Here is a 12616-nt window from a genome sequence, read left to right on the forward strand (position 1 = left end):
GCGTCAGCGGCGGCTGCGCCAGATCGAAAACAGGATCCAGACCCCGCACAAGGCCGCGCCAATGAACCCGCTGACGCCCAGCGCCAGCAGCCAGCGGCTGGCAATGCCGCCAACGCTGTTCATCACGATCGACGAGCCAATCACCAGCGCGGCGGTGACGATTCCCATGGTGAGGCGGTTGGCGGCGCGGTCGACCTGCTCGCCGAATTCGCGCAAGGCTCGCGTTTCCACGTGCAGCTGCAGCTTGCCGCGACGCGCGGCCTGGATCAGCCGCTTGAGATCACGCGGCAGATCGCCGATCAGGTCGATCGCCCCGGTCACCGTGCGCCGGCCACGCCGCAGCATCGCGCTGGGCGCATACCGCTGCAGCACCACGCGTTCGAGATACGGGCGCGCTTCGCTGGCCATGTCGAAATCCGGATCGAGCTGGCGCCCCATGCCTTCCAGGGTGAGGAAGGCCTTGATCATCAGCGCCAGGTCCGATGGCAACGTCAGCCCATGATCGCGCAGGATCGCGGTGACATCGCCCAGCATCGCGCCGATGCGCAGTTCCTTGAGCGGTACGCCACGATAGGCGTCGACGAAGGCGCCGATGTCCTGTTGCAGGCGCGGCTCGTCGATGTCCAGGCTGGTGCCGGCCCATTCCAGCAACACGTCGATCACCGACTCGGCGTCGTAGCTCACCATGCCGTGCAACAGCTGCGCGACCTGGAAACGGCGCTGTTCGGAAATGCGCCCGACCATGCCGAAGTCGATGACCGCGATGCGCCCGTCGCGCAGATAGAAAATATTGCCGGGATGCGGATCGGCATGAAAACAGCCGTCCTGCAGCACCATCTTCAACACGATGCCGGCGCCGGTGCGTGCCAGCGCCTTGCGGTCCAGGCCGGCGGCATCCACTGCGACCAGATCGCGCCCGGGAATGCCGTCGACGAAGTCCTGCACGTTGAGCGACTCGCAGGTCCATTCCCAATGCACGGCGGGAATGAGGATCTGTGGATCGTTGGCGAAATTGGTGGCGATGCGCTCGGCATTGCGGCACTCGGCGGCGAAATCGAGCTCGCGGCGCAGCGACAGCGTGAACTGCTGTACCACTTCGGCGGGGCGATACCGCTTCAGATCCGGCGCGCGGGTTTCGACGATTTCGGCCAGCCGTGCGAGCAGACGCAGGTCGGCATCGATGGTGTCGCCGATGCCGGGGCGCCGGATCTTGAGCACCACCGCGGTGCCGTCGGCCAGCCAGGCGCGATGCGTCTGCGCCAGCGATGCGGCCGCCAGCGGTTCTTCATCCAACCGGGCGAAGACCTGCTCCGGCTCCATTCCCAGCGCAGCCACCAACTGCGGGCGAATGTGTTCGAACGGCAGCGCCGGCACCGCGTTCTGCAGCTCGCCGAGTTCCTCGATCCAGTCTGGCGGCAACAGATCCACGCGCGTGGCCAGCACCTGCCCCAGCTTGACGAAGGTTGGACCGAGCTCTTCCAGCGCGCGACGCACGCGGGTGGCCGCGGACATGCGCAGACGGCCTTCGGCATTGGTCCAGTGCAACAGCCGGCCCGCACGCTCCAGCACGTCGGCCAGGCCGATCCGCCGCACCACATCGCCGAAGCCATAGCGGATCAGGACGGATGCAATTTCCTGCAGGCGCCCAAGGTCACGGACGGTGCCAAGTGCTTCCCACATCAGCGCGCTCCTTGCGACGCAGCGATCGCGCAACGCAGCGACGCAGATGCCTGGACACTGCCCTGCACGTTGACTCGCCATAACGCAGCGGCCGCGCGCGTACGCGGAGCGATCAGCAGCGCGGACCCCACAGCATCAGCACGCAGTGCCATCCACACAGACTGTTGAAAGCGAGGCGCATGCTGCGGCACACGCGTGCGCGCACTGGGACGCAGCAGGCCCGTGGCGAGCGACTGCGCGACGAGCGCGCGCAAGGAGAAAGCAGGAGACAAACGCATGGGTCATGCACACAGGAACGATGTACGTTTGTAGCCGATCCGCCCGCATCTGTCGCCTGCGCACCTGAAGCAGACGCCGCACCCAGCCCCTGGATTCACCCAGGCCATGCAGCGCGGAAGCGCGCGCAGGCGGGCGCTGCACCTATCTCAGTAACGCAAGCGCAGCGTCATACCGAAGGTGCGCGGCGCACCCAAAAATGCATTCCACGAGCCGGCCTGCAGCGGCGCATCGATGGCCACTTGCCGATAGGTCACATTGCCAAGATTCTCCGCCCAGGCTTCCAGTTGCCAGCGTTTATCGCTGGCGCCGATGCCCAATCGCGCGTTCACGATGGTGTAGGACGGCTGCAGCTTCTGCGGATCCAGGTCGGTGCCGACGTTGTAATCGGAGCTGTACTTGGCGCCCAGATTGGCACGACCGATCAGCTGGCTGCCGATGGCGTGTTCGTAGGTCAGCGCCAGGTTGCCAGACCAGCGCGGCGCAAAACTCGTGCGGCTGCCGGGCAGCAATGCCAGGTCCGCATCGGGCAGGCGGTCCTGACCGTAGGCGGTATCCGTATAGCTGAGGCCACCTTGCAGCATCAGGCCGGGCAACCCGGTCTGCCACAGCACTTCCGCGTCCACGCCTTGCGAGATCACCGTGGGAATGGCGCGCACCACGAAGCTGGTGCCCAGAAAATTATTGAGCTGGAAGTCGCTGAAATCCTGGTAGAACAACGCGGCGTTCAGTAGCAGGTTGCCACCCAGCCAGGTGGTCTTGGCGCCAAGCTCGTAACTGTCGACGAACTCGCCCGGGAAGGCGGTGTCGTCCACCGGCACGATGCCTTGCACGCCCGTGGACAAACCGTCGGCAGATTGCACGCGGTCCAGGTTGAAGCCGCCAGCCTTGTAACCGCGCGCCGCCGACACATACGTCATCAGCGCGTCGTTCCAGCGGTACGCCAGCTTGGCAGTGCCGGACCATTCGCGCTCGGTCAGTTGTTGCTGGGTCCTGCGGCCGTCATGCGCCACGTTGCTCCACGGCAGGCAGGTAAAGCCCACCACTTGCGGAGCGATGCTCGGAACGGCTGCTGCCGGTACGCCACGCGCAGTCAGCGCCGCACCAATGCGTCGCGCCGCAGCCGGATCCAGCTGCCCGTTCGCGGCGAAGTAGCTCGCGCAGGCCGGGCTGCCGTCCGGATTCTCGAACGAGGAAGCCAGCGCTTTGTGTTCGTAGGTGTAGCGCAGCCCAACCACCACATCCAGCGCATCGGTGGCATGCCAGGTGTTGTTGGTGAACACCGCAACGCTCCGGCCATCCTGGCGGAAGCGGTCCTGGCTGCCTTGGCCGCGAAACAGCGAACCGGTAGGCAGGCCGGTGGCATCGGCGAGAAAGCGCGGTGCATCCGCACGTGCGGCCAGCGCCGGATTGATGCGTCCCAGCAGCGCCGTGGAGAGGTACGGCTCGTAGGCAGCCCCAAAGCGGTACGACTCGTTGCGATGCACGGTTTCGTCGGCGTAAAACGCGCCCACCATCCAGTCCAGCTGCTCACTCGAACCGGCCAGCCGCAGCTCCTGGCTGAAGGTTCTGAAGCCGGTGAGCATTTCATCCTGCTGCGGTGCGCGGTACAGCACGTCTGCGGCGCTGAAATCGAAATCCAGGCCGTTGACCGAGGTCCAGTCGCGTAACGCGGTGATGGACGTCAGCACCGGCGCGCCCAGCCAGGGCGTGGTCCAGTCCACCTGCGCCGACACCCCACGGTCGCGAATGTCCTGCGCGGTGCTGCGATTACTGTAGGCCAGCCGCCGGGATGGATCCCCCTGCCCGATGGTGCCCTGCCCGCCCGGCGTCAGTGCGTTGAGGATCGCAGCGGTCGACCCACGCTCGGTGGTGACGGTGACACAGCAGTTCTCGTCGCGATTGGTGGCATCGGCCGCGATATTGATGGCCAGATCATGCGACGGCTCCCACAGCACCTGGATGCGGCCGGTCTCCAGATTCTGGTCGCCGTCGTCGGTCGCCGTGCGCGGGCCGGCACCAGTCACGACATTTTCAAACCCGTCGCGGCGGCGCTTGGCGGCATAGACACGCAGTGCGCTGGTCTCGCCCAATGCATCGTTGAATGCCGCAGCCAGACCGAACGCTCCGTAGTTGCCGGCCGTCAGTTCCGCTTCCGCGCTGCGCGTGAAGCTGGGGCGGCGCGTCACCACATTGATGACGCCGGCCGAGGTGTTCTTGCCGAATACAGTGCCCTGTGGACCCTTCAGCACCTCGATGCGTTCCAGCTCGCCCAGGTCCGAGAACCCCACACCGTTACGCGCACGCGGCACCCCGTCGATCACCACGCCCACCGAAGATTCCAGGCCTGCGTTGTCGCCCACCGTGCCGATGCCGCGGATACGTGCAGTGGTTTGCGCGGCGCTTTGGGTACTGGTGACGATCAATCCCGGCACCAGCACCTGCAAATCCTTGATGTCGTGGACGCCGTTGTCCAGCAGCAGTTGCTCGGGCAGCACCGAAACGATGATCGGCACGTCCTGCAATGCTTCTTCGCGTTTCTGCGCAGTGACCGTCAAGGCGGCCAAGGTCGCTGGTTCCGTGCGTTCGGCAGGCGCGTCACTCTGCGCTTGTGCGTACAGCCAGGGCGCGTGCGTCGCTACGAAGATGGCAAGCGCAAGCCTGCCACCGCGTCGATGGTCGATATGCATTGGGTTCCCCGGCGGTGAGACGCTGCGACTGCATCATGCGGCGACGGCCGCGAGATGTGTCGCAAGCGACGCTACCGTTCGCGCATCTACGCAGTGGGCGCATGACCGAATCCATCGCTCGCGCGACGAACGCCAGGCGACTCCGTGCTCGCTTGTGTGAGCACGGCCGCGGTTTACAGCAGCGATCAACACGACTACTCGGCCGACAGGTGAGCGTGGCCGGCGCTTGGAATTCTCATGTGCAGCCTTACACTCCGGATCCTATGCGCCGTCCGAGCTCGCCTGCCAATTGCTTGCTACGTTTTGTCAGCCACTCTTAGATCGGTCGTGACCTCGCAGGATGCGGTACTGCCGCTGCTTACATGCAACGCGAACGGCCTCTCGCGCTGAGGCGCGGCCTTACAACTGCAGGGTATTCAACACTTCCGGGATGACGGCGTCGCAGCGCGTGCCTGCAGCACCTACAAAGCAGCGCGCCGTGCAGCAGTGTGCATGCGCGTGCTAAAGCAGGGCGCTCAGGCCACGTAGCGCAGCGGCCACCGTCTGCCGACGTACCGCGTCGCGGTCGCCGCTGAAATGGAACAACTGCGCAGTGGCGTAGCCGCCGCGCCGCTTCCAGCCGATCCAGACCGTCCCGACTGGCTTGTCGTCGCTTCCGCCACCGGGCCCGGCAATGCCCGTCACCGCGACGGCGATGCTGGCACCGGAATTGACCAGCGCGCCGGAAACCATCTCGATCACTGTCTCGCGACTCACCGCACCATGTACTTCCAGCGTCTGCGGCCGCACGCCGAGCAAGGCCTGCTTGGCCTCATAGCTGTACGCGGCCATGCCGCACTCGAACCAGTGCGAGGAGCCGGCCACATCGGTCACCGCCTTGGCGATCCAGCCGCCGGTGCAGCTCTCGGCGGTGACCAGGCGCTCGCGCGCGGCAAGCAACTGCTGTCCCAACACCTCGGACAGCTGCTGCAATTCGGAATCGGTGGACATGGACATAGGCACGGCGTGTGGGGAATCGACGTTTTAGCCCAATTCATCGCCAATGTCTGCGGTGAGACCAGCACAGGACAGGTTACTGGGCGGTCGCGGTTCAGTGGCTAGATGCGCACAGCGCGTCGCTACTGCCCCCGCGCGGGCTGCACCAGATAAGGAATAGCTACCGAGTCACTCGACCAAGCACGTTGCCTGCTAGCCGCAGACACGCTCATAGCTCTATTGCGAGATTCTCCGCCGCGTGTGCTCGATGCGCATTGCCAGGCCGCAAGCGACCACAGGAAGGTGGATCTGCCGCTAACAGACTCCCTCGGTCGCCAGCATGCAGTACACGCGCGTTACGCGATGCCGCGGGAACAACGGATGACATGCAATGCCGGAGCGGCCGCATTGCAGCGGCCGCACCGTCATGCATCAGGTCTCCCAGTCCTCACGGCGATCGGGCAGCAACGCGCGCAGCGGTGCACCGTCTTCGCCGGCGGCCAGACGTTCGGCTTCGACATAGGGCAAGTCGACTTCCAGCAACCAGCCCTCCTCGTCCACCTGCTCGCTACGGATCACTTCTAGCTGATGCAGCTTGGAGCGCAGGCGCCCGGCAGAGGCCGGCAAGCGGAGCGAACCGGTGATGTGGCGCAGGTCCAGCCGATGGCCCAACGCACGCTGCAGTTCTTCCAGGCCACGTCCATCACGCGCAGAAATCCAGACGCGCTCACGACGTGCCTGGTCGGGGATGCCGTCCTGCGCGTCATGGCGCACCTCGGCGCCCTCGATCTTGTCGATCTTGTTGAACACCAGCAGCTGCGGCAGATCGCCTGCACCGACGGCCTGCAAGACCTCATCGACCTGATGGATACGTTCTTCGCGCAACGGGTCCGCCGCATCGACGATATGCAACAGCAGATCCGCATCGCGCGCTTCGGACAAGGTCGACCGGAATGCAGCCACCAGTTCGTGCGGCAGATCCCGCACGAAGCCCACCGTGTCGGCCAGCACCGCGCTGCCGCCTGGCAAGGCAATGCGCCGCACCGTGGGGTCGAGCGTGGCGAACAGCTGGTCGGCCGCGTAGGCATCGGCGCCGGTCAACGCATTGAACAGCGTGGACTTGCCGGCATTGGTGTAGCCCACCAGCGCAATCCGCGGCAATTCGCTGCGCATGCGCGCACGACGCATCTGGGTACGCTGCACTTCGACTTTTTCCAGCCGCTTCTGCAACTGTTCCACACGCTTCTGCAGCAGGCGGCGGTCGGTTTCCAGCTGGGTTTCGCCTGGGCCGCGCAGACCGATCGCACCGCCGCGCTGACGTTCCAAGTGAGTCCAACCGCGCACCAGGCGCGTGGCCATGTGGCGCAGCTGCGCCAGTTCCACCTGCAACTTGCCTTCGTGGCTGCGCGCGCGTTGCGCGAAGATATCCAGGATGAGCCCGGTGCGGTCGATCACGCGCCGCTCCAGATACCGCTCGAGGTTGCGCTCCTGGCCCGGCGACAAGGTGTGGTTGACCAGCACCAGATCCGCGCCGGTGGCCTCGGCCGCAGCCTTGACCTCTTCCAGCTTGCCGCTGCCGATCAATGTCGACGGGCTGGGTTTATCGATGCGCGCGGTGAGCGTGGCCGCTACCGTGGCGCCCGCCGACTTGGCAAGCTCGGCGAACTCCTCCAGCACATCCTCTTCGGCAGGCCCACCGGAGTGGGTCTGAATCAACAACGCGTGTTCACCCTTGCGTGAGCGATCAAACACGCACTACTCCATCATTGCTCGACGTCGTCATCTTCCGCCTGGTTGTTTTCATTGGATTGCACATAGCCGCCACCCGGGCCCACGCGCACGTTGCGCGCCGGAACAACGGTGGAAATGGCGTGCTTGTAGACCATCTGGCTCACGGTATTGCGCAGCAGCACCACGAACTGGTCGAACGATTCGATCGTACCCTGCAACTTGATGCCGTTGACCAGATACACAGAGACCGGCACCCGCTCGCGACGCAGCGCGTTAAGGAATGGATCCTGTAAAGATTGCCCCTTGGCCATCGAAAAATCCTCTTCATTATTGTTCTTATGATTCCGGTCGACCCTGCTTTCCCCAGCCGGTCCCGGAAACGGGATGTTACACGGCTGAAGGCTGCTGCATAGTGCGCCGTTGGCCGAGGAAGCCGGCAACCGCCTGTTCCAATTGACCGCGATCACGCTCCGGGTCGAACCAGCGTGCGTCGAGCTCGCCACGCAGCCAGGTCAGTTGCCGCTTGGCCAGCTGCCGGGTGGCCTGCACTGCCTTGTCGCGGAACTCGGCCAGGCTGCCGGCCCCATCCAGATACTCCCAGGCCTGCCGGTAGCCCACTGCCCGCACCGCCGGCAAATCCAGTGGCGCCGCCACCGCGCGCATCTGCGGCAACGCGCGCAGCTGCTCGACCTCGGTCAGAAAGCCGTCCGCCAACATCGCATCCAGGCGCATGGCAATGCGTGCATGCAGCACCGCGCGTTGCCGGGGCGCAAGCACCAGTTTGAGCACCCGCACCGGCGCTCGCGGCCCCGGTGGTCGCGTCTGCCAGTAGCTGATCGGCTTGCCGCTGATGCGGTAGACCTCCAGCGCACGCTGGATGCGTTGCGGGTCGGTGGCATGGATGCGCGCGGCAGCAACCGGATCAATCCGTGCCAGCTGCGCATGCAGTGCCCCCCACCCCACCTGCTCGGCTTCAGCAGCGATCGCCAGCCGCACCGCGGGGTCGGCTTCTGGCATCTGCGCCAGCCCTTCCAATGCCGCACGGAAATACAGGCCCGTCCCACCCGCCAGGATCGGGATCTTGCCGCGCGCCACGATCTGCGCCATGGCGGTGCGCGCGTCAGCGGCAAATTCCGCCGCCGAGTAGACCTGCCAGGGATCGCGCAGGTCGAGCAGATGGTGAGGAACAGCCGCACGCATCGCCGCGTCCGGCTTGGCTGCACCGATGTCCAGACCGCGGTAGACCAGCGCGGAGTCGACACTGACGATCTCGCCGCCCCAGCGCTGCGCCGCCTCGATCGCCAGTGCCGTCTTGCCGCTGGCGGTCGGCCCCATCACGGCGATCGCCAGCGGGCGCTGGTCGACTGCCATCAGTCCTCGTCCGGCCAGCGAATCGTCGGCGCCGCAGGTGCTGCCACGCGCGGGGTGGGAATTGCGGCCACCGCACGCCATACCTTCAATGCATCCACGGTCGCCGCCACGTCATGCACGCGCAGCAGTTGCGCGCCCTGTTGGGCGGCGATCAGATGCGCGGCTACCGAGCCATGCACGCGGTCGGCCGCAACCTGACGACCGGTCAATTCACCGATCGTGCGCTTGCGCGAGAATCCCGCCAGCACCGGCAGGCCAAATTCCTGCAGCCGCTGCAGTTGCGCCAGCACGGTGAGGTTGTGCACGGTACTTTTGTCGAAGCCGAATCCGGGGTCGAGGATCAGCCGCCGCTTGTCGATGCCAGCCATTTCCGCAGCAAAAATGCGCTCGGCCAGAAAGCGATGCACCTCGGCCACCACATCGTCGTAATGCGGCTCGGCCTGCATCGCGTGCGGTGCGCTCAGCGCATGCATCAGCACCACCGGCACTGCGAGTTCCGCAGCGGCCTCCAGCGCGCCCGGCGACCGCAACGCGTGTACATCGTTGATCATGCCCGCGCCCGCGCCGACTGCGGCGCGCATGACCTCGGGCTTGTAGGTGTCCACGCTGATCGGCACATCGGTCTGCGCGCTCAGGGCCTGGATCACCGGGATCACGCGCTGCAGTTCCTCTTCCAGCGATACCGCACTGGCGCCAGGCCGGGTGGATTCACCGCCCACATCCAGCACCGCCGCACCTTCTGCGACCAGTCGCAGCCCATGGGCCACTGCCGCGTCCACCGTCGTGTGCTGGCCGCCATCGGAGAACGAGTCCGGCGTGACATTGACGATGCCCATCACCTGCGGGCCATCCAGGCGCAGCAGGCGGCCGGCGCAGTTCAATTGCGGTGTGGTGTCGAACATCGGCAATTCTCGATCAGGAAGAAGGATCCGCATGCGCACTTGGCATGCAGCAGTGCGCGCATTTCGCCTCGCAGCATCTTGTCGCGGAACGCGGTGACGCGTGGTTGAGACAGCGGCAACCTCAGCCCCGCTTAGTCACTGGCGTGGGGCGGGCATTGTCGCGCAGCGCATCGGCCTCTGCACATCATCCCGGCACTTGCCATCGGTGGCGCAGGAGCCACTGACATTGGACTGGCAATTCAATCCACCACAATGCAACAAGGCCAGGATCGCTCCTGGCCTTGCGCGTTTCATGCAGCTGACCACCAGGCGTTACAGCTGCTCGGCAGGACCTGCGATCGGCGGCAACGGACGCGGGCTACCCTTGTCGTTGTTGTTGCCACCGTCCTTGTCGGACTTGCCCCAGCCAGCTGGCGGCGGCGGGTCGCGGCCTTCCATGATGGCGTCGATCTGCGGCACGTCGATGGTCTCGTACTGCAACAGCAGCTGCGACATCGCATGCAGCTTGTCCAGATTCTCCGTGAGGATGGTCTTGGTCTTGCTGTACGCCTTGTCCAGGATCGACCGCACCACTTCGTCGATCTTGCGTGCGGTCTCATCCGAGACGTTCTTGTGCTGGGTCACCGAACGGCCCAGGAACACCTCGTCCTCTTCCTCGCCGTAGGCCACCGGGCCGAGTTCATCGGACAGGCCCCACTTGGTGACCATGTTGCGGGCCATCTTGGTGGCGCGCTCGATGTCGTTGGACGCACCGGTGGTGACCTTGTCGCCACCGAAGATCAATTCTTCGGCAACGCGGCCGCCATACAGCGAGCACAGCTGCGATTCGATCGCCACGCGATTCATCGAGTAGCGGTCACCTTCCGGCAGGTACATCGTCACGCCCAGGGCGCGACCACGCGGAATGATCGTGACCTTGTAGACCGGGTCATGCTCAGGCACCAGGCGGCCGACAATGGCATGACCAGCCTCGTGATATGCAGTCAGGGTCTTCTCGTCCTCGCTCATGGCCATCGAGCGGCGCTCGGCACCCATCAGGATCTTGTCGCGTGCACGGTCGAAGTGGTCCATGCGGACTTCCTTCTCGTTGCCACGTGCGGCAAACAACGCAGCCTCATTGGCCAAGTTGGCTAGATCGGCACCGGAGAAGCCCGGGGTACCACGTGCAATCACCAGCGGCACGACGTCGTCGGCCAGCGGCAGCTTACGCATGTGCACGCGCAAGATCTGCTCACGGCCCTTGACGTCCGGCAGGCCGACCACGACCTGGCGGTCGAAGCGACCCGGACGCAGCAGCGCGGGATCCAGCACGTCGGGGCGGTTGGTCGCAGCAATCACGATCACGCCTTCGCCGCCTTCAAAGCCATCCATCTCGACCAGCAACTGGTTGAGGGTCTGCTCGCGCTCGTCATGACCGCCGCCCAGACCGGCACCGCGATGACGACCCACCGCATCGATTTCGTCGATGAAGATGATGCACGGCGCATGCTTCTTGGCCTGCTCGAACATGTCGCGCACGCGGCTGGCGCCGACGCCCACGAACATTTCGACGAAGTCCGAACCGGAGATGCTGAAGAACGGCACCTTGGCTTCGCCAGCGATCGCCTTGGCGAGCAAGGTCTTACCGGTACCCGGCGGGCCCACCATCAACACGCCGCGCGGAATCTTGCCGCCCAGCTTGGTGAACTTGGTGGGATCGCGCAGGAAGTCGACCAGCTCGCCCACTTCTTCCTTGGCTTCGTCGCAGCCCGCCACGTCGGCGAAGGTGACCTTGACCTGGTCTTCGCCCTGCAGCTTGGCGCGCGACTTGCCGAAGCTCATCGCCCCCTTGGCGCCGCCGCCACCGCCCTGCATCTGGCGCATGATGAACAGCCAGAAGCCGATGATCAGGATGACCGGCAGGAAGTTGAGCACCAGCGACCAGAAGCCCGGCCCGGTGGACGGCTTCTGGCGGGTCATTTCGATGTTCTTGCTGTACAGCACGTCGACCAGCTTGTCGTCGCGCGGACCGTAGACGGTGGCTTCGCTGCCGTCGGTGCGCTTGAAGCGGATCGCGTTGACGGCCAAGTTGGTCTCATCGGTGTAATCCACCGACTTCACCCGGCCCGAATCCACTTCCTTCAGGAACTGGGTATAGGTGATCGAGTCAGGGCCCACTCCGCCGGCCATGCGCGGCGAGAAGCTCTGGAAGACGACCATCAGCACAACCGCGACGACCACCCATAGCAGCAGATTCTTGGTCAAGTCGTTCATCCTCATTGGCTCCGGTGCCCTCTACTCTTCTATTCTTGAAAAAACAATCATCGTAGGCAGCTTACTTGATCTGGGCACGCTTGCCCTGACCAAGCACATAAACTTCCGCGGAGCGCTTTCGCGAGGCCGCCGGCTTGCGAATCGTCACCTTCTCATAGCGGCGGCGAAGCTCACGAATGTAGTCGTCGGACCCTACACCCTGGAACAGCTTGATCAGGAATGCCCCGCCCACCTTGAGGTGGGTGTCGGCAAATTCCATGGCAAGTTCCGCCAGGTGCATCATCCGCGGTTGGTCGACCGCATCCATACCGCTCTTATTGGGGGCCATATCCGACAGAACAAGGTCTACCGGCACATCGCCCAGCATGGCCTCGAACTCCGATAGGACGGCCTGCTCCCTGAAGTCGCCGTGAAGGAACTCCACCCCGGCCAGCGGCGGCATCTCCAGGATGTCCAGCGCCACCACCCGGCCGCTCGCACCCATCGACTTGCGCACTTGCTGAGACCATCCGCCCGGCGCCGCGCCCAGGTCGACCACCACCATGCCGGGCTTGAGCAGGCGGTCGCGCTGCAGCAGCTCTTCCAACTTGTAGGCGGCACGCGAGCGCATGCCTTCGGCCTGGGCCTTTTTGACGAAGGGGTCGGCGAAGTGTTCCTTGAGCCAGCGCTGGCTGCTTTTACTACGGGAAGGCATTGGCAAAGGGGTCCGAACGGGCCGCCATGATACCCTGAACACCC

9 protein-coding genes and 1 other RNA gene are annotated in these 12616 nt (G+C 64.9%); 1 reads left to right on the top strand and 9 read right to left on the bottom strand.

Translation table 11 applies throughout. From position 1 onward, the window contains the following. Positions 1-3 precede the first annotated feature (3 nt). Both ubiB and QRM89_RS03945 read right to left on the bottom strand, forming a co-directional pair. On the bottom strand, positions 4-1680 hold the full coding sequence (gene ubiB / locus QRM89_RS03940; protein ID WP_285447331.1) for a 2-polyprenylphenol 6-hydroxylase: 1677 nt from the start codon (positions 1678-1680) through the stop codon (positions 4-6). Between the two features lie 425 nt (positions 1681-2105). After that, complete coding sequence (locus QRM89_RS03945) at positions 2106-4523, bottom strand: TonB-dependent receptor (RefSeq protein WP_285447332.1); 2418 nt, start codon at positions 4521-4523, stop codon at positions 2106-2108. A 360-nt stretch (positions 4524-4883) separates the two neighbouring features. Here QRM89_RS03945 and QRM89_RS03950 point away from each other — a divergent pair. Then, positions 4884-4958: non-coding RNA, sX9 sRNA (locus QRM89_RS03950), on the top strand. A 189-nt stretch (positions 4959-5147) separates the two neighbouring features. Here the strand turns inward: QRM89_RS03950 and QRM89_RS03955 are convergent. The 7 genes from QRM89_RS03955 to rlmE form a co-directional block, all read right to left on the bottom strand. Next, positions 5148-5642: a CinA family protein gene (locus tag QRM89_RS03955; protein ID WP_016945236.1), complete on the bottom strand. Its 495-nt coding sequence runs from the start codon at positions 5640-5642 to the stop codon at positions 5148-5150. Positions 5643-6053: 411 nt separating this feature from the next. Next, entirely contained in the window at positions 6054-7373 is a 1320-nt protein-coding gene (hflX, locus tag QRM89_RS03960; protein WP_011036894.1) for a ribosome rescue GTPase HflX, read from the bottom strand. Positions 7374-7384: 11 nt separating this feature from the next. After that, positions 7385-7663, bottom strand: a complete 279-nt coding sequence (hfq, locus tag QRM89_RS03965) for an RNA chaperone Hfq (RefSeq protein ID WP_011036893.1) — start codon at positions 7661-7663, stop codon at positions 7385-7387. 76 nt (positions 7664-7739) lie between these two features. After that, positions 7740-8723, bottom strand: a complete 984-nt coding sequence (miaA, locus tag QRM89_RS03970; RefSeq protein ID WP_285447333.1) for a tRNA (adenosine(37)-N6)-dimethylallyltransferase MiaA — start codon at positions 8721-8723, stop codon at positions 7740-7742. Further along, on the bottom strand, positions 8723-9625 hold the full coding sequence (folP, locus tag QRM89_RS03975; RefSeq protein ID WP_285447334.1) for a dihydropteroate synthase: 903 nt from the start codon (positions 9623-9625) through the stop codon (positions 8723-8725). The genes miaA and folP overlap by 1 nt, the downstream gene beginning before the upstream one ends. Positions 9626-9937: 312 nt before the next feature. Continuing rightward, entirely contained in the window at positions 9938-11878 is a 1941-nt protein-coding gene (gene ftsH / locus QRM89_RS03980; protein WP_016945233.1) for an ATP-dependent zinc metalloprotease FtsH, read from the bottom strand. A gap of 61 nt (positions 11879-11939) precedes the next feature. Then, positions 11940-12572, bottom strand: a complete 633-nt coding sequence (gene rlmE, locus QRM89_RS03985) for a 23S rRNA (uridine(2552)-2'-O)-methyltransferase RlmE (protein WP_012438562.1) — start codon at positions 12570-12572, stop codon at positions 11940-11942. Positions 12573-12616 lie beyond the last annotated feature (44 nt).

The organism is Xanthomonas sp. LMC-A-07 (assembly GCF_030208825.1).
Lineage (GTDB): Bacteria > Pseudomonadota > Gammaproteobacteria > Xanthomonadales > Xanthomonadaceae > Xanthomonas > Xanthomonas campestris.